This window comes from Microbacterium ginsengiterrae (assembly GCF_014205075.1).
Lineage (GTDB): Bacteria > Actinomycetota > Actinomycetes > Actinomycetales > Microbacteriaceae > Microbacterium > Microbacterium ginsengiterrae.
The window spans coordinates 521,509-542,695 of record NZ_JACHMU010000001.1 but is presented as its reverse complement, the minus strand read 5'-3'; the positions used below and the strand labels follow the sequence as shown (position 1 = coordinate 542,695).

Below are 21,187 nucleotides of genomic sequence, written 5' to 3'. Positions count from 1 at the left end.
TCCGCAATGACGACCAGGAGTGCCATGACGACGTGGGAGTATCTGACCACCCCGCTGCTGATCCACAACACCGCCGCGATCCTCAACAACTGGGGCAAGCAGGGCTGGGAGCTGGTGCAGGTGGTGCAGGGTCCGGAGGGTGGCCTCGTGGCCTACTTCAAGCGCCCCGTCTCGAGCGACGGCTCCAACAGCGCAGGGCTCGCCGCCGCGGAACAGGCTGCCCGCCAGTTCGAGAACGGCGGTGCGGCATGAGCATCGCCACCCGCCTGCAGGAGCTCGGCATCGAGCTTCCCGACGTCGCAGCCCCCGTGGCCGCGTACGTGCCCGCCGTCGTCCACGGCGGTCTCGTGTACACCTCCGGCCAGCTTCCGTTCGCCTCCGGCGCCCTTCCCGCGACGGGCAAGGTCGGCGCGGAGGTCACACCGGAGGATGCCGCGACGTACGCCAGGACCTGCGCACTGAACGCGCTCGCCGCGGCAGCCGCTGCCGCGGGCGGCCTCGACCGCATCGCGGGTGTGCTGCGCGTGGGGGGCTTCGTGGCATGCGCCCCGTCCTTCACCGGCCAGCCGGCCGTCATCAACGGCGCGAGCGAAGTGCTCGGCGAGATCTTCGGCGACGCAGGCCGCCACGCGCGTGCCGCCGTCGGCGTCGCTTCCCTGCCGTTGGACAGCCCGGTCGAGGTCGAGGTCACCTTCCTCCTCGCCTGACCCGCCGTTCATCGACGAGGCCCCGTCCCATCCTCTCGGATGCGGCGGGGCCTCGTCGTGCAGCGGGTGCCTACTTCACCTGCGAGGAGATGATGCTCATGACGGCGGTGTCGGCGAGTGTCGTCGTGTCGCCGACCTCTCGGCCTTCGGCCACATCGCGCAGGAGGCGGCGCATGATCTTCCCGGAACGGGTCTTGGGCAGTTCTCCGACGATGTAGACGTCCCTGGGACGCGCGATCGCGCCGATCTGCTCACCGACCCAGCTGCGCAGCTGGGCGGCGAGTCCGGCCGGTTCGTGCGCGGCGAGGTAGCTCTCCTTGATGATGACGAAGGCGACGACCGCCTGGCCGGTGGTCTCGTCGGATGCTCCGACGACGGCGGCCTCGGCGGTGGATTCGTGCGCGACCAGGGAGGACTCGATCTCCGCGGTGGACAGCCGGTGCCCCGAGACGTTCATGACGTCGTCGACCCGTCCCAGCAGCCAGAGGTCGCCATCCGCGTCGAGACGCGCGCCGTCGCCGGCGAAGTAGTAGCCCTGCTCCTCGAACTTCTCCCAGTAGGTCTCCTTGTACCGCTCAGGGTCGCCCCAGATGCCGCGCAGCATGCTGGGCCACGGCTCGGTGATCACGAGGAGGCCGCCGTTGCCGTTGCCGACCTCGACGCCGGCGTCATCCACGACGTCGATGGAGATGCCGGGGAGCGGGACCTGCGCGGAACCCGGCTTCGTGGCGGTGACACCGGGGAGCGCGGAGACCATGATCGCGCCCGTCTCGGTCTGCCACCAGGTGTCGACGATCGGCGCTGTGTTCCCGCCGATGACCTCGCGGTACCACATCCATGCCTCGGGGTTGATGGGCTCGCCCACCGAACCGAGCAGCCTGATCGACGACAGGTCGAACTTCTGCGGGATGGCGCGACCGGTCTTCATGAACGAACGGATCGCCGTCGGCGCCGTATAGAAGATGCTCACACCGTACTTCTGGATGATCTCCCACCAGCGGCCGGGATGCGGGGCATCCGGCGTCCCCTCGTACATCACCTGCGTTGCGCCGTTCGCGAGAGGCCCGTAGGTGACGTAGGTGTGACCGGTGATCCAGCCGATGTCTGCCGTGCACCAGAAGACGTCGGTATCGGGCTTGAGGTCGAAGACGTTCCGGTGGGTGTACGCGGCCTGGGTGAGGTACCCGCCCGAGGTGTGCAGGATGCCCTTCGGCTTGCCGGTCGTCCCGGATGTGTAGAGGATGAACAGCGGGTTCTCCGCCGGGAACGCCTGCGCCTCGTGATCGGATGAGGCCGACGGCACGACATCGTGCCACCACAGGTCGCGTCCTTCGACCCAGTCGACGTCGTTCTCGCCGCGGCGGACCACGAGGACGTGCTCGACGGTCTGCTGCTCGCCGTCGCCGCGATCGGCGAGAGCCTGGTCGACGGCCGGCTTGAGCGGGGAGACCCGGCCCTTGCGGTAGCCGCCGTCGGCGGTGATGACCACCTTGGCGCCGGCGTCGTCGATGCGGGAGCGCAGACTGTCGGCGCTGAACCCGCCGAACACGACGGAGTGGATCGCGCCGAGGCGGGCGACCGCGAGCATCGAGGCGACGGCCTCGGGGATCATGGGCAGGTAGATGGCCACTCGGTCGCCCGTGCCGACGCCGAGGCCCTCGAGGACGTTCGCGACCCGCTTCACCTCATCGGTGAGTTCGGCGTAGGTGATGCGCCGCTCATCGCCAGGCTCGCCCTCCCACAGCAGTGCCACGCGGTCGCCGTTGCCTGCTTCGACGTGCCGGTCGAGACAGTTGTACGCGACGTTGAGCTCGCCGTCGTCGAACCATTTCGCGAAAGGCGGTGCCGACCAGTCCAGAACCCGGGTGAAGGGCTTGTGCCAGTGCAGCTCACGCGCCTGCTCCGCCCAGAAGCCCTCGCGATCAGCCGAGGCCCGCTCATACAGCTCGGGGCTGGCGAGAGCGGCATCGGCGAATTCCGCGGAGGGCGGGAACTGCCGGGTCTCGTCGAGGAGGTGGTCGATCTGGCTGCTCATGGCACGCGCTCCTTTGCGGCGGGACGGTCGTGCACGCGGCACGATGCTGACATTGCGAACCTAGCCTTCCCCCATTGTCGTCAGTACCGTCGAAAGTGGGTAGCGTGGCGGGTTTTGTACGGGCTCTTCAGAGACGTACACTCGACGACAGCCGAATCCCATTCCGGCCCTGACGCGCCCGATCTCCCCGATTCCGGCGCGTCTTCGGGCGGCACCTCATTCCCCCCGTGAGGTGCCGCCCTTCTCCGTTCTGCACGCGGGATGCAGCGCCCTCTGCACTGGTCGCGAATCCGCGGTTGTTGCGCACAGGGTGCGCCTGCGCCCCTCGCCCCGCATGCCCTCGTCCCTAGCGTCGTGGCATGCCGCAGCCGTTCGTCATCCAGCCACGCGCGGACTCCGCCGTGCACGGGGGAGCGACGCTTCCGTCGGAGGTGGACGCCGCCCTCGGACCGCTGGCCGCCCACTGCACCGACCCGCTCGTCACCGACCTGTTCGTCAACGGCGCGGACGGGCTCTTCATCGACCGCGGCGAGGGCGCGGAGCGTGTCCAGGGGTGGTCGGCATCCGAGAAGGAGGTGCGCGATCTCGCCGTCGCCCTGATCGGGGCAGGCGGGCGCCATCTTGATGACCAGGCGCCGTGTGTGGACGTCCGGCTGGCCTCCGGGATCCGCGTGCACGCCGTGCTGTCGCCGGTGTCGGCGTCCGGGACTGCCGTCTCGGTGCGCATCCCGCGCGCAGGGGTCGCCGACCTGGATGCTCTGGCCGCGCTGGCGGCGTTCGACGCGCGGCGACGAGCGTGGTTGCAACAACTCGTCACCGCCCGCGCGAACATCCTCATCACCGGCGGCACCGGCACCGGCAAGACGACACTCCTGGCGGCGCTCCTGCACGCGGTCCCCGCCACCGAACGGATCGTGACGATCGAGGATGTCGCGGAGCTCCACCCCGATCACCCGCATCATGTCGCGCTGGAGTCGCGTCAGTCGAACCTGGAGGGCGCCGGTTCCATCACGCTCGCGAGACTGGTGAGGGAATCGTTGCGGATGCGGCCGGACCGACTGATCGTCGGGGAGTGCAGGGGCGAGGAGGTCAGGGAACTGCTGTCTGCGCTGAACACCGGGCACGACGGTGGCGCAGGCACCCTGCACGCCAGCAGCCTCGCCGACGTCCCCGCGCGTCTCGAGGCGCTCGGCGCGCTCGCCGGGATGGATGCCGTCGCCCTCGCGCGGCAGGCCGTCAGCGCCTTCACGGTCGTCCTCCACCTCGAGCGCGGCACCGACGGCGTCCGCCGCCTCGCGCACGCCGGACGCTTTCGGCTGCGCGGAGATCGTCTCGACATCGAGGAGTACGAACCGTGGTGAGTCTTCTCCGTCGCTCGCACGACAGCCCAGGAGCTGCGTCCGCTGCGGCCTCGGTGCGCACGCTCGCCGTGCTGCTGCAGGCAGGAGCCGCGCCGCTTCGTGCCTGGCGGCACCTCGCCGACTCCGGTGACCTCATCGCGCAGTCCGTCGTCGCGCGATGCGACGGCGGACTGCCGCTCACGGAGGCGATCGAGGCCGAGGGCGGGGCATGGGGCGACGTCGCAGCCGCGTGGGACGTCGCCTCCACCGTCGGTGCGCCCCTGGCCGAGATGCTGCGCTCCCTCGCTGAGACGATGCAGGATGCCGCGTCGGCGGCTGACGACGTGCGCATCGCCCTCGCCGAGCCGGCGGGCACCGCGCGCCTCCTGCTGTGGATGCCGTTGGCAGGCCTCCTGCTCGGGTTCGCGCTGGGATTCGACACGGTCGGCGTGCTCCTGGGCAATCCGATCGGCATCGGGTGCCTGATCGCCGGACTCCTGCTGGTGCTCGGCGCGCGCGTGTGGACGCGGCGGCTGCTGAGACGCGCACAGCCCGACCCGGGCAGCCCGGGGATGCACGCCGACCTCATGGCCGTCGCCCTGAGCGGCGGGGCGTCCATCTCGCGCTCGCTCCGCATCGTGGAGGACGCCTCGTCGCACGACCGCCTGCACAGCGGGCGCACCGCACAGGTGCTCGAGCTGTCCAGGGCGGCGGGAGTGCCGGCCGGAGAGCTGCTCAGGGCCGCAGCGGCGCAGGAGCGTCACGACGCCAGGGTGACCGGGCGGATGCGCGCGGCGAAGCTGTCGTCCCAACTGCTCGTCCCGCTCGGCGTGTGCACGCTTCCGGCGTTCCTGCTGCTGGGCGTCGCGCCGTTGATCCTCTCCGTACTCACCTCGACCCCGCTGCCGATCTGACGCAGCACTTAAGAAAGAAGGAACAGATGGACACCATTCCCACACTCACGACAAGACGTGCGGCCTCGCTGTTCGCCGACGAGTCCGGGGCGGCGACGGCAGAATACGCCATCACGACCATGGCTGCGGTCGCATTCGCCGGGCTTCTCGTCGTCATCATGCGGTCGGATGAGGTGCGCGGCATCCTCACCGACCTCGTGCGCCGCGCGTTGACGGTCTCGTGACGGCGTGATCTCGACGATGCGCGGCGACCAACGCGGCTCGGTGGCCGCGGAACTCGCGCTCGCGCTCCCCGCAGTGGCGTTGACGCTGCTGCTGGGAGCCGGGGCGCTCGGGGCGGCGGCGCGGCTGGTGTCCCTGCAGGATGCCGTCGCCGACGCCGCCAGGCTCCTCGGCCGCGGCGAGAGCGAGGCGAGGGCACATGCGGCCGTCGCGGCGGCCGCCGCCGATGCACGTGTCGAGCGGGGGAGCCGTGGCGATCTCGTCTGCGTGACCGGGCGGATCGACGCGCAGATCGGGCGGTTGATCAGCATCCCGCTGACCGCGACGAGCTGCGCGCTCGACGGAGGCCTGTGATGGCGGGCACGGCGCTCTCGGCGGCTGTCCTCTCGGTGGCGGGTGCCCTCGCCATCGGTCTGGCCGCCGTGGGCGGGGCGGCGGTCACGGCTCAGCGAGCCGCCGGTGCTGCCGACGCCGCAGCGCTCGCCGCAGCCGACGCCGCATCGGGAGCGATCGTGACGGACGACGAGCCCTGTGCGCTCGCCGCCAGGGTCGCGGCGGCCTCTCGGGCGACCCTCGTCGAATGCGCGGTCGACGGACTCATGGTGACCGTGCAGGTGCAGGCGGCGTACTCTGGTCTTGCTGCCGCGTCCCGCGCCCGAGCAGGGCCACCCGAGGGATCATGACGGCAGCGCTCCCGAATCACTCACGGCTCCGCTGTGAACACGCCATGAGAGTGGTGTGTATGGTGTGCTTCGAAGAAAGGACGCACCCTTGGCTGAAGGCAAGAAGCTCGTCATCGTCGAGTCCCCGACGAAGATGCGGTCGATCCAGGGGTACCTCGGCGACGACTACGAGGTGCTCAGCTCCGTCGGTCACATCCGCGACCTCGCGGACAAGAAGGACATCCCTGCCGCCGACAAGGAGGCATACGGGAAGTACTCGATCGACATCGACAACGGCTTCGACCCGTACTACGTGGTGTCGGATCGCAAGACGAAGACCGTCGCCGAGCTCAAGCGCGCCCTCAAGAACGCCGACGAAGTCCTCCTCGCCACTGATGAGGACCGCGAGGGTGAGGCCATCGCATGGCACCTCCTCGAGACGCTCAAGCCCAAGGTGCCCGTCAAGCGGATGGTGTTCCACGAGATCACCAAGGACGCCATCCAGGCCGCCGTCGGCAACACCCGCGAACTCGACCTCGCGCTCGTCGACGCGCAGGAGACCCGTCGCATCCTCGACCGTCTGTACGGCTGGGACGTCTCACCCGTGCTCTGGTACAAGGTCAAGACCGGCCTGTCCGCAGGACGCGTGCAGTCCGCCGCCACCCGCATGATCGTCGAGCGGGAGCGCGAGCGAATGGCGTTCGTCTCCGCCGACTACTGGGATGTCGAGGCATCCGCCGCCAGCGGATCCTCCTTCCGCGTGCGCCTCGTGCGCGTCGACGGAGGGCAGCTCGCCCGCGGCACGGACTTCGACGACACCGGAAAGCTCAAGAAGGCCGTCGTCGTCCTCTCCGAGGAGGATGCCACCGCCCTCGCCCACGCCGTGGACGCCGCGGCGGCGGGAGCCGTCACGAAGGTCGAAGCGAAGCCGGGAACACGCAGCCCGTACGCCCCGTTCACCACCTCCACCCTCCAGCAGGAGGCAGGACGCAAGCTCTCGATGAGTGCGAAGCAGGCGATGAGCGTTGCACAGCGCCTGTACGAGAAGGGTTTCATCACCTATATGCGTACGGACTCGGTCGCGCTGAGCACGCAGGCCGTGCAGGCCGCGCGCAGCCAGGCCGTCGCCCTGTACGGCGACAGCGCGGTGCCGCTGAAGCCCCGCGTCTACAAGTCCAAGAGCAAGAACGCCCAGGAGGCGCACGAGGCGATCCGCCCGTCGGGGGAGAACTTCCGCAAGCCCGCCTCCGTCGCCGGTGAGCTCGACAAGGAAGAGCTCCGGCTGTACGACCTCATCTGGAAGCGCACCGTCGCCAGCCAGATGGCCGACGCCAAGTACGAGACCACCACCGTGACCATCTCGGTCGACGCGGACGGCCGGAATGCGGAGTTCACCGCATCGGGCACGGTCTACACGTTCAAGGGCTTCCTCGACGCCTACGAAGAGGGCAAGGACGAGAAGCGCGACGCCGACGCCGACTCGAACCAGTCGCTTCCGGCCGTCGCCGTCGGCGACCGACTCACGATGTCGGATGCCGAGGCCAAGGGGCACAAGACCAACCCGAAGCCCCGCTACACCGAGGCATCGCTGGTGAAGGCCCTCGAAGAGCACGGCATCGGCCGCCCGTCGACCTTCGCCAGCATCATCGGCACCGTGATCGACCGCGGCTACGCGACCAAGCGCGGCCAGGCGCTCGTACCGACCTGGATGGCCTTCAGCGTGGTGCGGCTGCTCGAGGAGCACTTCTCCGACCTCATCGACTACGACTTCACCGCTGCGCTCGAGGACGACCTCGACGCGATCGCCCGCGGCGAGCAGAAGCGCGTCGAATGGCTGCACTCGTTCTACTTCGGCTCCGAGGATCACGTCGGACTGCGTCAGGTCGTCGACAACCTCGGCGAGATCGACGCGCGGGCTCTGAACTCGACCCGCATCACCGACAACGCCGTCCTCCGCTTCGGCAAGTACGGTCCGTACCTCGAGGTCATCGACCCGAGCAAGCCCGATGAGCGGGGCCGGATCGTCAACGTGCCGGAAGACCTCGCCCCCGACGAACTGACGCCCGAGAAGGCACAGGAACTCATCGATGCGCCCGTCGCCGGCGATCGTGTGCTGGGCGAGAACCCGGAGAACGGCCGCATCATCGTCGTCAAGGACGGCCGCTACGGTCCTTACGTGCAGGAGAACCTGCCGGAGGACGACGCCGTCGTCGACGGTGCGACCGGCGAGGTCGTCGAGGCACCGAAGAAGAAGACGGCGAAGAAGGACGCACCCAAGCCCCGCACCGGCTCGCTGTTCCGCTCGATGTCGGTCGACACGATCGACCTCGACACCGCCCTGGCACTGCTGAGCCTTCCGCGAGTCGTCGGTACCGACCCGGAGACCGGCGACGAGATCACGGCGCAGAACGGTCGATACGGTCCGTACCTGAAGAAGGGCACGGACTCGCGGTCGCTCGAGAGCGAGCAGCAGATCTTCGACGTGACGCTGGAACAGGCGCTCGAGATCTACAAGCAGCCCAAGTACGGCGCCGGTTCGCGCCGAGCCTCCAGCGCGCTCGCCGAGTTCGACGCCGACCCGGTCAGCGGCAAGCCGATCCGGGTGCGCGACGGCCGCTTCGGCCCCTACGTCACCGATGGCGAGACCAACGTCACCATCCCGCGCGGTCAGAAGCCGGAGGACATCACCTTCGAGATCGCCGTCCAGATGCTCGCCGACAAGCGCGCGAAGGGACCGGCTCCCAAGCGTGGAGCCAAGAAGGCTCCGGCCAAGAAGGCCGCTGCGACGAAGGCACCTGCCAAGAAGACGGCCGCGGCGAAGCCGAAGACCGATGCCGAGAAGGCGGCGGCACGATCGGCAGCAGCCAAGAAGGCCGCCGCGACGCGCGCTGCCAAGAAGAAGCAGGCGGAGGCGTGACCTCACGCTCCGGTGTCTGGATCACCCTCGAGGGTGGCGACGGCTCGGGGAAGACGACGCAGGCGGAGCTCCTCGAGCGCTGGTTGATCGACCAGGGGCATACGGTGCTGCGTACGCGCGAACCCGGCGGCAGCGAGGTGGGGCAACTCATCCGCGACATCGTCCTGCACCACCGAGGAGACATCGCCCCTCGTGCGGAAGCGCTGCTGTACGCGGCCGATCGCGCGCATCACGTGGCGACGGTGGTCCGACCGGCGCTCGAGCGTGGCGAGGTCGTCCTGCAGGATCGTTACCTCGACTCCTCCGTCGCCTACCAGGGGGCGGGGCGCGTCCTCGACGCGACGGAGATCCGCGACCTCTCCCTGTGGGCGACCGACGGCGCGCTGCCGGATCTGACGCTGCTGCTCGATCTCGACCCCTCCGTCGCCCGCGCACGGCTCGACTCGGCGGACAAGCCGTTCGACCGCCTGGAGGCGGAGAAACTCGACTTCCACACGCGTGTGCGGCGGGCCTACCTCGCCCTTGCCGATGGCGCGCCTGAGCGATTCCTCATCCTGGACGCCGCAGCGCCGGCGGAGGAGATCGCCGCGGCGGCAAGGGACCGCGTCGCCTCGCTCCTGTGACCTCGCCGCCGCTCTGCGGTCGTGTCGGCTGCGACGATTAGGCTGAGATCATGACCGCGACTCTCGCCCCGTTCCCGTGGACGGACGTATGGGGGCAGGATGCCGCGGTCGAGGCGCTGCGTTCGGCCGCCTCCGACCCTGCGTCGCTCTCGCACGCATGGCTCATCACGGGCCCACCAGGATCTGGACGTTCCACGCTCGCCTACGCCTTCGCTGCAGCGCTGATCGCCGAGGGGCCGGAAGACGAGCAGACCATGCGGCAGGTGCTGGCCGGGACGCATCCCGACGTGACGGCCCTGCGCACCGACAAGGTGATCATCACCATCAAAGAGGCCCGCGCCCTCGTCGAGCGCTCGTACTTCTCCCCGTCGGCGGGGAGATACCGGGTCATCGTGGTGGAGGACGCCGATCGGATGGTGGAGCGCACCTCCAACGTCCTGCTCAAGGCTCTCGAGGAACCACCGGAGAAGACGGTCTGGGTCCTGTGTGCCCCGAGCGAGGCCGATCTGCTCCCCACCATCCGCTCCAGGGTCCGACCGCTGCGCCTGAGGGAACCGGACGTCCACGACGTCGCGCGGCTGATCGTCGAACGCACCGGCGCCGACCCGGCGGTCGCGGAGCAGGCGGCACGCCATGCGCAACGACACATCGGCATGGCGCAGCGCCTGGCGACGGATGAATCGGCCAGGCGCCGCAGGGACGCCACGCTCCGCTCGGTACTGTCCGTACGCGGAGTGGGCTCCGCCGTGGAGGTCGCCGGCGAGATCATCCAGGCCGCCACCGACGATGCGAAGTCGCTCACGGCGGAACGCGATGCCGCCGAACGCGCCTCGCTGCTGCGCACCGTCGGCATCGCGGAGGGGCAGGCGGTGCCGCCCGCGCTGCGTGCGCAGATCTCCGCTCTGGAAGACGATCAGAAGAAGCGCGCGACGCGGAGCCTCCGGGACGGCATCGACCGGGTGCTCACCGACCTGCAGTCGATGTTCCGCGATGTGATGATGCTGCAGTACGGTCGGGGCGACGATCTCATCAACCGCGAACTGCGCGCCGAACTCGACGGGCTCGCCGCCGCCTGGCCCGTGGAACGTACGCTGGTCGTGCTCGATCATCTTGCCGAGACCAGAGAGGCACTGGAGCGCAACGTCGCACCGACGCTGGCTCTGGAGAGTTTGCTCGTGACCGTCGCGAGCGGGAGGAAACCGTGAACACTCGACAGACGTCCCGCCTGCGCCGGATCACGACCATCGCCGCAGGGCTGGCCGCTGCGGCCATGATGCTCAGCGGATGCCTGTACGCCGTCATCCCCGAGGGGCAGGAGCCCCGCCCCTCATCGACCAACGCGCCCGACACCGACGGCGTCTCCGCCGATCTCCTGCCGTTCTACGATCAGACGCTCGAGTGGACTTCCTGCGAGCGTGGTGGAGCGAGCTTCGACTGCACGTACGTCACAGCGCCGCTGGACTGGGAGAACCCCGCCGACGGTGAGATCGAGCTCTCGGTCGTCCGTCACCAGGCTCCTGGTGCGCCGATGGGCTCGTTGCTGACGAACCCCGGCGGCCCAGGCGGCAGCGGGCGCGACTTCATCCTCGACAGCATGACCTACGCCGTCGGCGACGACCTGCTCCAGAACTACGACGTGATCGGCTTCGACCCCCGTGGCGTCGGCGACTCCACTGCGGTGCGGTGCTTCGACGCCGCCGGTATGGACGCCTATCTCTACGACATCCCGGCCGCGCCCCGAGGGACGACGGAGTGGGAGGACGAGCTCACCCAGCGGAACCAGGAGTTCGCCGACGCCTGCGAGGCGAACAGTGACGGCATCCTGCCGTTCATCACCACCGTGAACTCAGCGAGGGACATGGACCTCATCCGCGCCGTCCTCGGCGACTCGCAACTGAACTACCTCGGCTACTCGTACGGCACGTTCCTCGGCGCCACCTACGCGGAGCTGTACCCCGAGAAGGCCGGCCGTCTCGTGCTCGACGGTGCCATCGACCCGGCAGTCTCCGGGCTTGAGGTCGGGACCACGCAGGCGCTCGGCTTCGAGTCAGCGCTGCGCGCATACATGCAGAACTGCCTCGACTCCGGCTCCTGCCCCTTCAACGGCACGGTCGACGAGGCGATGGCCGATCTCGGTGCGCTGCTGGCCGCCGTCGACCGCACGCCGCTGGAGAACGGCGACGGTCGGATGCTGGGCGCCGACTCGCTGATGACGGCGATCATCGTCACGCTGTACTCCCAGGACACCTGGTCCGTGCTCACCCAGGGCCTCGACGCGGCGCTGCAGGGCGACCCGAGCGTGGCGTTCTACCTCGCCGACGCGTACAACGCGCGCGAGGATGGCGTGTACCTCGACAACTCCAGTGAGGCGTTCCGCGCATACAACTGCATGGACTACCCCGTGGAGGACGACGAGGCAGCCGAGGACGCCGCCGAGGCGAAGATCGCCGACGGCGCCCCGACGGTCGCGCCGTACTGGAGCGGACCCGATTCCTGCGAGGTGTGGCCATACCCGCCCACCGGTGCGCGTGGTGAGATCCACGCCGAGGGGGCAGGACCGATCCTCGTCGTCGGGACGACCAACGACCCGGCGACACCGTACGAGTGGTCGGTCTCGCTGGCCGAGCAGCTCGACGAGGGCGTCCTCATCACCCGCGTCGGCGAGGGGCACACGGGATACAACAAGGGCAACCTCTGTGTGGACGACGCCGTGGTGGCCTTCTTCCTCGACGGCGCGGTCCCCGAGGCGGACGTGACCTGCGAGTGATTTCGCAGTGACGGCACGGACAGGGTAATATCGACTCTCGTGCCCGACACCTCGGGTCACGCCCCGATAGCTCAGTGGTAGAGCATCCCACTCGTAATGGGAAGGCCGTCAGTTCAATCCTGACTCGGGGCTCAGCCGGCCCCGCGATGACGTCGACATCGCGGGGCCGTTCCTGTTCCGTTCGGCCCGTATCCTCGAACCCATGAGCAGTGCACCATCCCGCCGCAGCGCCCTGCTCCTGCGCGCAGTGAACGTCAGCGGACGCAACCGCGTGCCGATGGCGCGGCTGCGCGAGGTGCTCGAGTCCGAGACCGACCTCGAGGACGTGTCGACGTACATCGCCAGCGGGAACATCCTGTGTCGGTCGCCGCGCGATCACGCCGCCGCATGCGCCCGTGTTCGCGCCGTGGTCGCCGAGGAGTTCGGCGTGGACACATCCGTGATCGCGCGGACGCATGACGAACTCGTCGCGGGGCTGGCATCGCTTCCGTTCCCATCGGGGGAGGAGAAGCTCGTGCACGCGATGTTCCTCGAGGCGGTGCCTTCAAAGGGCGCCCTCGAGACGCTCGAGTCCCGACTGGTCCCGGGGGAGGCGCTCGCGCTCGTCGGCCGCGACCTGTGGATCCGGTACAGCAGCGAGGGCGTCCATGCGACGAAGCTCACCAAAGCTGTGCTGGACCGCGCGCTCGGCGTCCCGGGGACCGCGCGGAACCTTCGGACGACGCGACGACTCGCGGACCTCACCGCCTCGTAGACTCGCAGTGATGACCGCGCCCCGACGAGCCACGATCGCGCACGCCGTCGACCACGAGATCGTGATCAAGAGATCGCGGTTCATCGCACACGTCGCCCCTGTCTCCTCCGCGGAGGAGGCGGATGCCGTGATCGCCGCCGTTCGTCGTCGCGCGTGGGATGCCCGGCACAACTGCTCGGCGCAGGTCACGGGGCCCTGGGGTGAGCGGGCCCGCTCCTCCGACGACGGAGAACCCTCAGGGACGGCCGGGGTGCCGATGCTCGAGGTCATCAAGCGACGTGAGCTCACCGACCTCGTCGCGGTCGTGACGCGGTACTTCGGGGGCGTCAAGCTCGGTGCCGGTGGTCTGGTGCGGGCATACTCGTCCGCCGTGTCCGAGGCGCTGGATCATGCGGCGCTCGTCGACCGGCGGCTGCTCTCCGGTGTCGAGATGGCGTGCGCGCACGCCGAGGCGGGGCGGTTCGAGAATCTGCTGAGGGACTGGGTGCGCGGGCGGGATGCCGTGCTCGATGCGCCGGCATACGGCAGCCGCGTCGTCTTCACGCTGTGGGTCTCGCCCGAGGACGTGTCGCAGCTCACCGCGGAACTCGCGGCCGCGTCCGCCGGCGCCGTCCGTGCGGAGCCGACCGGTGTGGAGCGCGTCCTCGCCGTGCCGCGCGGCTGATCGACCCCTATAGGGAATATGCCGTGCTCTGGGTGGGCCCCGTGGGGCTCGAACCCACGACCCGCGGATTAAAAGTCCGATGCTCTGCCAACTGAGCTAGAGGCCCTCGACACCAGTCTAGAACGAACGAGCGTGGCCGCCGGCGTCACAACCTTCGCCGACGGCCACGCCGCCTCCCACTCGGCGCCGAGCTCCCCCTCTCGGCACCGGAACCGGCTTACTCAGCCGGGGGCATGAGGACCGAGTCGATCAGGTACACGGTCGCGTTGGCCGTCTGCACGCCACCGCAGATCACGTTGGCGTCGTTGACCATCCACATGTCGCCCTCGCCGGTGACCTCGACCTCGCCGCCCTGCACGGTCATGTGCATACCGGCGATGTCGGCCGGCTCGATCTGACCGGGGACGACGTGGTAGGTGAGGATCGACGTGAGCAGGTCGGAATCCGTCTTCAGCGTCTCGATCGTGTCGACGTCGATCATCGCGAAAGCCTCGTCGACCGGGGCGAACACGGTGAACTCATCGCCGTTGAGAGTGTCGACGAGGTCGACATCGGGGTTCAGCTGGCCGCTCACAGCCGAGACGAGCGTCGTCAGCAGCGGGTTGTTGGACGCCGCGACGGCCACGGGGTCCTGAGACATGCCCATGATCGAGCCGGCGCCGTCCGGGACCTCTTCTGCATAGGCCTCACAACCGGGGCCGACGAGGTTGGCCGCGGGGTCCATGGTGTCGGGGGCCGCCTCCGAGGTCTCCGGCATCGCCGGCTCCTCCATGGGCTCGTCGGCCGTGTCATCGCTCATCGAGCAACCCGCCAGCACGAGAACGCTGGCGAATCCGAGCGACAGTGCTGCGGTCATCTTCTTCTTGGTGCTGAACATGTCTACCTCCAGGTGCAAGACCCGCGATATTCCCGCGGCGTCGAGGATTCTTCGGAGCCCCCCGCGCATCGGATGGGAATTGATCTGCCCCAATCCGATCGACGTGTCGGGAACGAAGGACCCCCGACGGAAGGCGAGGACATGGACCTCATCATCATCGGGCTGCTCGGCGGCCTCATCACCGGCATCTCGCCGTGCATCCTGCCGGTCCTGCCGGTCATATTCCTGACCGGAGGTGCCGGCTCCGCCCGGTTCGACGGGGAGGCGCTGCCAGCACGGCGCAGCCGCCCCTATCTCGTCATCGCCGGACTCGTCCTGAGCTTCAGCCTCGTGACGTTGGTCGGCTCGCTCCTGCTCGGCCTGCTGGGTCTTCCGCAGGACATCATCCGGTGGGCGGGGATCATCGTGCTCATCGTCATCGGTGTGGGCCTGCTCATCCCGCGGTTCGAGCAGCTCTTGGAGAAACCCTTCCAGTGGCTGCCGCGTAGAGAAGTGAACAACCGCGGCAGCGGGTTCGGGGTCGGTCTCGCGCTGGGAGCGGTGTTCGTGCCGTGCGCCGGCCCCGTCCTCGCCGCGATCATCGTTGCGGGGTCGACCGGGCAGATCGGACCGGGCACGATCGTACTCACCCTCTCCTTCGCCATCGGCGTCGCGGTGCCCCTTCTCGTCTTCGCCCTCGCGGGGCGCGGCCTCGTGGAGCGCATCCGCGCCTTCCGCAAGCGCGAGCGCGGGCTGCGTATCACCGCCGGCGTGGCGATGATCGCCCTCGCCGTCGGGCTGGTGTTCAACGTGCCTCAGCTTCTCCAACGCCTTCTTCCCGACTACACCGCCGGCCTCCAGCAGGACCTGGCGGAGGAGCAGGCCGACGCGCTCGACCTCGGCGGACTCGTGACCGACGAGAACCGCGAACTGGACAACTGCACCAACGGGGCGGAGGAACTCGAATCGTGCGGAACGGCCCCGAGCATCCGCGGCATCGAACAGTGGCTCAACACCCCTGACGGAGAGGAGCTCGACCTCGCCGCACTGCGTGGCCAGGTCGTCCTCGTCGACTTCTGGGCGTACTCCTGCATCAACTGCCAGCGTTCGATCCCGCACGTCGTCGCGTGGGATGAGACATATGCGGATGCCGGGCTGCAGGTCATCGGCATCCACTCGCCGGAGTATGCGTTCGAGAAGGATGCCGCGAACGTCGCCGCAGGGATTCGCGACTTCGGCATCGGCTATCCCGTCGCGCTCGACAACGACCTGTCGACCTGGACGAACTACCGCAACAGGTACTGGCCTGCCCACTATCTGATCGACGCGGAGGGCACGGTCCGGCACATCTCGTTCGGGGAGGGCAACTACGCCGCGACCGAGAAGATGATCCGCGAGCTACTGCAGGACGCCGACCCCGACGCGACGCTGCCCGCCGCGACCGACGTGGCGGACGTCACGCCAGAGGCCGGTGCCACGACCCGCGAGACCTTCCTCGGTTCCGCCAAGGACGTCAACTACGGCGGCGAGGGGGCGTATCGGGCGGGCGCCGGATCGTTCGAGTTCCCCACGGATCAGGCCGACGACACTTTCGCCCTGCAGGGCGAATGGCAGATCGAGACGCAGTTCGCCGCTCCGGCAGGAGAGGGTGCGGCCGTGCGGCTCGACTATCGGGCCTCGGAGGTGCGGATGGTGCTCGCCGGCAGCGGCGACATCGTCGTCCGCACGACGGACGGGGACCGCCGGACGATCACCGTGGACGGCACGCCACGGTCGTACCGGCTCGTGCAGCAGGCGGCGGGAGCGGGCGTGCTGACGGTGGAGATCCCGCCAGGGATCCAGGCCTACTCGTTCACCTTCGGGTGATCCCTGTCGGCGCGTGGTCAGGCTGAGGGGAGCGGATGCGGCATGCTTGGGGAGATGGTCATCGACGGTGTGGACGTACCGGAGGACGGTTCGGCGGGAGACCTCGCCGCCGATCTCCTCGTCCGCGTCGCCCGCGGCGACCAGCGGGCGTTCGCCGAACTCTACGACCTGCTGTCCTCGCGCGTGTTCGGTCTCATCCTCCGCGTCCTCGTCAACCGCTCGCAGAGCGAAGAGGTCCTGCAGGAGGTCTTCCTGGAGATCTGGCAATCCGCCGGGCGGTTCGTTCCGAACAGAGGTCAAGGACGCACCTGGATCCTCACGATCGCCCACCGCCGCGCGGTCGATCGTGTGAGGGCGTCGCAGTCCAGCACGGATCGGGATGTCCGAGCGGGCATACGCGACATCGGCGTCGCACACGACAGCGTCGCCGAGCAGGTGGAGCTGAGCATCGAGGGCGACCGCGTCGTCTCGGCGCTGGGTACCCTCCCTGAGCCGCAACGCGAGGCGCTCGTCCTGTCGTATTACGGCGGTTACTCTCAAAGCGAGATCGCCGTCCTCGTGAAGGCACCACTGGGAACCGTGAAGACGAGAATGCGGGACGGACTGTCCCGACTGAGGAACGAGATGGGGGTGAACGTATGAACGAGAGTGAGTTCGCCGAACTGGCGGCCGGCCGCGCACTGCACGCGCTGTCCGACGCCGACGAGCGACGTTTCACCGACGCCCTTCTCGCACACCCCGAGTGGGCCGCGATCGCGGAGGACGATGAGGCGACCGCTGCGGCTCTCGCCGGTGTCGTCACCGCCGAGGCGCCCCCTGTACGCATCAGGGCCGCGCTGCTCGAGCAGATCGCATCGATCCCGCAGGGCGAGTCGTCGCCGCCGACCGAGAAGCCCGTTGCGCGGGTCGATCCGGCGCCTCGAGCCGAACCGGCACCGGCACCGCAGGAGCAACCCGCCCCTGCGCCGCGTCGCCGTGGCCGCCGCCTGTTCGCGCTCGCCGCATCCGTCGCCCTGATCGCCGGTCTCGGGATCGGCGCTGCCGTCCTCATCCCGCAACTGACGCCACCGGCATCCGTCGTCGCGCTCGAGCAGATCGAGTCGGCTCCCGACGCCGAGCAGGCCACCGTCGACCTCGGCGCCGGCGCGCAGGCCACGGCGCACTGGTCAGCATCGGTCGGACGCGCCGTGCTCGTCACCGAGGGGCTCGACCCGCTCGAGGGCGATCAGACGTACCAGCTGTGGTTCGTGCGTGGAGAGGATGCGCTGCCCGCCGGCATCTTCGACACGGATGCGGGAGCGGCCACCGCGTTGTTGGACGGTGCGATGCGCGCCGGCGACGTGATCGCGGTGACCGTCGAACCCGCGGGCGGCTCGCCGACCGGTACGCCGTCCTCGGCGCCGATCCTCGCCATCCCCACCGCCTGAGCGCGAGTACCCTGGACGGATGCCCGAGCAGTTCCACCGCCCCGTCCGCCGCCCGTCCTCCGCGTTCGACAACATCGCGGGCTCCGGCGACTCGGCAGAGGCCGTGCGCGTCGCGCACGCCACGGCGTCCGCACTCCTCACCCGTGCCCGTGCGGATGAGAGCGGGGAGAGCACCGATCGCCTCATCGCCTTCACCGCAGAGCACGGGATCGACGACATCGCAGAACTCTGGGCGGTCGCTCCGGCCGTGTCGTTGCCGGGGTCGCTCTGGCGCCTCTACCTCCTGCAGCTCGCGATCCACCATGACCCGCGGACGGCCGCCCTGCTGTACGAGCGCGGGCGCGTGGAGCTCGCCTCGGCGGATGCCGCGGTCGCCGGCGCGCCGGCGCCGGCGGGCCCCGAAGAGCTCGTGGCACTGATCGACACCATCCTGCGCGGCGTGTTCCGCGGTGACTTCTCCGTCGCGCTCGACCGCGCGGCGGCCTTCTGCCGCGTGCAGGTGTCCGGCGCCACCCACATCGCCGACGACTACGAGGCGACCGAGCCGGGCCGCGCGTCGGAGCTCACGGCGCGCGCACGACGTCTGCACACGTATGCCAACGATCTGTCGGCCGCCGCAGGCCTCTGGCGTGCCGACGGATTGCTCTGACCGGCGCCCTGCGCCCTGACATGAGAAGACCGGGCCGCAAGAACGCCTCTCGGCGGAAGGCCGCTCGCAGCGGCAGAATTTGGAGCCCGGGGTTATGCGGCCCGGCCACTCCATTGTAACGTCCTCGCGCGCCGAGTATTCCTGACCGTCGTAGAGTCATCTCATGCCGCACCGATTCGCCCTGATCATCGATCCCGTCGCCGCCGACGACGCCCGCGACGACTTCGCGGACACGTTCACCGAGGTGGATGCTGCAGCGCCGGCGCTCAGCGTCGGCGAGCTCAGCACGCAGCGAGGTGACGGCGTGTTCGAGTCGATCGGCGTGATCGACGGACACGCGCAGGAGGTCGTTCCGCACCTCGAGCGCCTCGCGAACTCCGCGCGGATCTGCGACCTCCCTGTTCCGCACCAGGAGCAGTGGCGCCAGGCCGTCGCGGTCGCCGCCGCCCAGTGCCCGCCTGGCGAGGCCGTGATCAAGCTGATCCTCAGCAGGGGAGTGGAGCACGGACCCACGCCGACCGCCTGGGTCACGGCGGCACCGGCGCCGGACTTCTCCGCCGTGCGCGCCCGTGGCGTCTCGGTCGCCACGCTCGACCGCGGATACGACCTGGCCGCTGCCGAACGGGCGCCGTGGCTGCTGCTCGGAGCGAAGACCCTGTCATACGCGGTGAACATGGCGGCGCTGCGCGAAGCGCGACGGCGCGGGGCGGACGATGCGATCTTCCTCTCCAGCGACGGGTTCGTGCTGGAGGCCCCGACCGCATCGCTCATCCTCCGAATCGGCGACCGGTTCACGACTCCTGAACCCACGGGCGGCATCCTGCACGGGACGACCCAGCTCAGCGTGTACGACCATCTGGCATCGCGCGGTCTCGACGCGGGGTACGACCGCATCCCGGCATCCGACCTCGCCAGGGCGGATGCCGCATGGTTGGTCTCGAGCGTACGGCTGGCGGTGGCGGTCACCGCCGTCGACGGCGCCGCGCTCCCGGTCGACCACGCGCTGACGGCAGAACTGAACGAGTACCTCCTGTCGCCGCGGCACTGACAGTCCCCGCCATTCGCGGCAAGATGGGAATATGCCCGTCACCCCATACGACTCACGCCCGTGGCTCTCCTCGTATGCGGAGGGGGTGCCGCACCGGATCGACGCGCCGAGCCAGACGCTGCCCGAGATGCTCACGGCGAGTGTGCGGGCATTCGGCGGGCGACCGGCGCTGGAGTTCTTCGGTGCGGTGACGACGTATCGTCAGCTCGGTGAACAGGTCGACCGGGCGGCGGAGGGCCTTCGTCGACTCGGAGTGCAGAAGGGCGACCGTGTGGCCCTCGTGCTTCCGAACTGCCCTCAGCACGTCGTCGCCTTCTACGCCGTGCTCCGCCTCGGCGCGATCGTCGTCGAACACAACCCGCTCTACACGGCCCGCGAACTGCGGCATCAGTTCGAAGACCACGGCGCACGCTTCGCGATCGTGTGGGACAAGACGGTCGACACCGTCGCCGGGTTCCCGTCCGACCTCGACCTCGAACGAATCATCAGCGTCGACCTCACCGAGGCGCTGCCGTTCTCGAAGCGCGTGGCGCTGCGTCTCCCCGTGAAGAAGGCCCGCGAATCGAGGGCGAAGCTCACCGCGACGCCGAAGGCGAAGAACGCGCTGCCGTGGAAGAAGCTCGTCGATCAGCGCCGGATCTCGCGCCGCGTCGCCGGGCCTGTGCTGGAGGACACCGCGCTGCTGCAGTACACGAGCGGCACGACGGGCAGCCCGAAGGGTGCCATCCTCACGCACGCGAACCTCCGGGCGAACGCGATGCAGGGTCGCGCATGGGTGCCGGGCCTCGTCGACGGGAAGGAGACGTTCTACGGCGTCCTCCCGCTCTTCCACGCCTACGGCATGACGCTGTGCCTGACGTTCGCCATGAGCATCGGCGCCAAGCTCGTGCTGTTCCCCACCTTCGATCTCGAGCTGGTCACGCAGGCCGCACGCACGAGCCCTGCGACCTTCCTGCCGGCGGTGCCGCCGATCTACGATCAACTCGCGCGTGCCGCATCGCGAGGGACCATCGACCTCTCCAGCATCCGGTTCGCCATCTCCGGCGCGATGAGCCTCCCGGTGTCGACGGTGCGGGCGTGGGAGGACGCCACCGGCGGCATCCTCGTCGAGGGATACGGCATGACCGAGAGCTCCCCCGTCGCGGTCGGCAACCCGATGGGGCGCACGCGTCGCCCCGGCACCGTCGGCGTCCCCTTCCCGAGCACGGAGATCCGCGTCGTCGACCCCGCGGATCCGTCCGTCGACGTGCCGCTGGGGGAGAGGGGAGAACTGCTCATCCGCGGACCGCAGGTCTTCCAGGGCTACTGGGGACGCCCCGGCGACACCGCGGCGTCGCTGCTCGAGGGCGACTGGTTGCGCACCGGCGACATCGTCGAGGTCTCATCCGACGGTTTCGTGACCATCGTCGACCGGCTGAAGGAACTGATCATCACCGGCGGATTCAACGTCTCGCCCAGTGAGGTGGAGCAGGTCCTCGAGGCGCATCCCGATGTCGACGCGGCCGCGGTCGTCGGGCTGCCCCGCTTGAGCGGCGGCGAGGAGGTCGCTGCGGCCGTCGTGCTCCGCGACGGTGCGGTGTTCGACGCCGGCGCGCTGCGCGACTTCTGTCGGACCAGACTCGGGGCCTACAAGGTCCCCCGGCGCATCACCGCGGTGGACGATCTGCCGCGTTCGCTCATCGGCAAGGTGCTGCGGCGAGAGGTGCGCGAGAGCCTGCTCTCCGAGTAGCGAGCCG

General features: G+C 69.3%; 21 protein-coding genes and 2 tRNA genes. 20 read left to right on the top strand and 3 right to left on the bottom strand.

Features of this window, described 5'->3' with window-relative positions; genetic code table 11:
* The first annotated feature begins 24 nt into the window (after nt 1-24).
* Together sp36 and HD600_RS02765 are read left to right on the top strand one after the other, a co-directional pair.
* A complete protein-coding gene (gene sp36, locus HD600_RS02770; RefSeq protein ID WP_144797607.1) occupies nt 25-252 on the top strand; it encodes a Sp36 family protein in 228 nt (75 codons plus the stop codon).
* Complete coding sequence (locus HD600_RS02765) at nt 249-707, top strand: RidA family protein (protein ID WP_144797609.1); 459 nt, start codon at nt 249-251, stop codon at nt 705-707. The genes sp36 and HD600_RS02765 overlap by 4 nt, the downstream gene beginning before the upstream one ends.
* 70 nt (nt 708-777) lie before the next feature.
* Here HD600_RS02765 and acs read toward each other — a convergent pair whose 3' ends face one another.
* Entirely contained in the window at nt 778-2,742 is a 1,965-nt protein-coding gene (acs, locus tag HD600_RS02760) for an acetate--CoA ligase (RefSeq protein WP_184281413.1), read from the bottom strand.
* 359 nt (nt 2,743-3,101) lie between these two features.
* Between acs and HD600_RS02755 the strand changes: the two genes are divergently transcribed.
* From HD600_RS02755 to HD600_RS02700, 12 genes are all read left to right on the top strand, one after another.
* Nucleotides 3,102-4,103 (top strand): TadA family conjugal transfer-associated ATPase, encoded by a 1,002-nt coding sequence (locus HD600_RS02755; protein WP_144797613.1) that lies wholly within the window; start codon nt 3,102-3,104, stop codon nt 4,101-4,103.
* Entirely contained in the window at nt 4,097-4,996 is a 900-nt protein-coding gene (locus HD600_RS02750) for a type II secretion system F family protein (RefSeq protein WP_184281411.1), read from the top strand. The genes HD600_RS02755 and HD600_RS02750 overlap by 7 nt, the downstream gene beginning before the upstream one ends.
* Nucleotides 4,997-5,022: 26 nt before the next feature.
* Complete coding sequence (locus tag HD600_RS02745; RefSeq protein ID WP_144797615.1) at nt 5,023-5,220, top strand: DUF4244 domain-containing protein; 198 nt, start codon at nt 5,023-5,025, stop codon at nt 5,218-5,220.
* A gap of 4 nt (nt 5,221-5,224) precedes the next feature.
* Nucleotides 5,225-5,572: a TadE family type IV pilus minor pilin gene (locus tag HD600_RS02740; RefSeq protein ID WP_338402274.1), complete on the top strand. Its 348-nt coding sequence runs from the start codon at nt 5,225-5,227 to the stop codon at nt 5,570-5,572.
* Nucleotides 5,572-5,901, top strand: coding sequence for an Rv3654c family TadE-like protein (locus tag HD600_RS02735; protein WP_144797619.1), 330 nt, complete (start codon nt 5,572-5,574; stop codon nt 5,899-5,901). Before HD600_RS02740 ends, HD600_RS02735 begins: the two co-directional genes overlap by 1 nt.
* An 88-nt stretch (nt 5,902-5,989) precedes the next feature.
* Nucleotides 5,990-8,797 carry a type I DNA topoisomerase gene (gene topA / locus HD600_RS02730; RefSeq protein WP_184281409.1) on the top strand — a complete coding sequence of 936 codons (2,808 nt, stop codon included), beginning with the start codon at nt 5,990-5,992 and terminating at the stop codon, nt 8,795-8,797.
* On the top strand, nt 8,794-9,420 hold the full coding sequence (tmk, locus tag HD600_RS02725) for a dTMP kinase (protein ID WP_184281407.1): 627 nt from the start codon (nt 8,794-8,796) through the stop codon (nt 9,418-9,420). The genes topA and tmk overlap by 4 nt, the downstream gene beginning before the upstream one ends.
* A 50-nt stretch (nt 9,421-9,470) precedes the next feature.
* Nucleotides 9,471-10,625, top strand: coding sequence for a DNA polymerase III subunit delta' (locus HD600_RS02720; protein WP_144797626.1), 1,155 nt, complete (start codon nt 9,471-9,473; stop codon nt 10,623-10,625).
* Nucleotides 10,622-12,187 (top strand): alpha/beta hydrolase, encoded by a 1,566-nt coding sequence (locus HD600_RS02715; RefSeq protein WP_338402273.1) that lies wholly within the window; start codon nt 10,622-10,624, stop codon nt 12,185-12,187. Before HD600_RS02720 ends, HD600_RS02715 begins: the two co-directional genes overlap by 4 nt.
* Before the next feature lie 60 nt (nt 12,188-12,247).
* Nucleotides 12,248-12,319: transfer RNA gene (locus tag HD600_RS02710), tRNA-Thr, on the top strand.
* A gap of 70 nt (nt 12,320-12,389) precedes the next feature.
* Nucleotides 12,390-12,941, top strand: a complete 552-nt coding sequence (locus HD600_RS02705; protein WP_184281406.1) for a DUF1697 domain-containing protein — start codon at nt 12,390-12,392, stop codon at nt 12,939-12,941.
* Between the two features lie 10 nt (nt 12,942-12,951).
* Nucleotides 12,952-13,605: an IMPACT family protein gene (locus HD600_RS02700; protein ID WP_184281404.1), complete on the top strand. Its 654-nt coding sequence runs from the start codon at nt 12,952-12,954 to the stop codon at nt 13,603-13,605.
* 33 nt (nt 13,606-13,638) lie between these two features.
* On the opposite strand, the gene HD600_RS02695 is transcribed toward HD600_RS02700, so the two are convergent.
* Nucleotides 13,639-13,711, bottom strand: a tRNA-Lys gene (locus HD600_RS02695).
* Between the two features lie 111 nt (nt 13,712-13,822).
* Nucleotides 13,823-14,482, bottom strand: a complete 660-nt coding sequence (locus HD600_RS02690) for a fasciclin domain-containing protein (protein ID WP_184281402.1) — start codon at nt 14,480-14,482, stop codon at nt 13,823-13,825.
* Between the two features lie 141 nt (nt 14,483-14,623).
* On the opposite strand from HD600_RS02690, the gene HD600_RS02685 reads away from it, so the two are divergent.
* From HD600_RS02685 to HD600_RS02660, 6 genes are all read left to right on the top strand, one after another.
* The gene (locus HD600_RS02685; protein ID WP_184281400.1) at nt 14,624-16,327 is read left to right on the top strand and encodes a cytochrome c biogenesis protein DipZ; all 1,704 of its coding nucleotides are present in this window, start codon (nt 14,624-14,626) and stop codon (nt 16,325-16,327) included.
* Nucleotides 16,328-16,369: 42 nt separating this feature from the next.
* Nucleotides 16,370-16,969 carry an ECF RNA polymerase sigma factor SigK gene (gene sigK, locus HD600_RS02680; protein WP_184281398.1) on the top strand — a complete coding sequence of 200 codons (600 nt, stop codon included), beginning with the start codon at nt 16,370-16,372 and terminating at the stop codon, nt 16,967-16,969.
* Nucleotides 16,966-17,754 carry an anti-sigma factor gene (locus HD600_RS02675; protein ID WP_184281396.1) on the top strand — a complete coding sequence of 263 codons (789 nt, stop codon included), beginning with the start codon at nt 16,966-16,968 and terminating at the stop codon, nt 17,752-17,754. Before sigK ends, HD600_RS02675 begins: the two co-directional genes overlap by 4 nt.
* 19 nt (nt 17,755-17,773) lie before the next feature.
* Entirely contained in the window at nt 17,774-18,403 is a 630-nt protein-coding gene (locus HD600_RS02670; protein WP_184281394.1) for a DNA-directed RNA polymerase subunit beta, read from the top strand.
* Between the two features lie 163 nt (nt 18,404-18,566).
* A complete protein-coding gene (locus tag HD600_RS02665) occupies nt 18,567-19,451 on the top strand; it encodes an aminotransferase class IV (RefSeq protein WP_184281392.1) in 885 nt (294 codons plus the stop codon).
* A gap of 31 nt (nt 19,452-19,482) precedes the next feature.
* Nucleotides 19,483-21,180 (top strand): long-chain-fatty-acid--CoA ligase, encoded by a 1,698-nt coding sequence (locus HD600_RS02660; protein WP_184281390.1) that lies wholly within the window; start codon nt 19,483-19,485, stop codon nt 21,178-21,180.
* Nucleotides 21,181-21,187 lie beyond the last annotated feature (7 nt).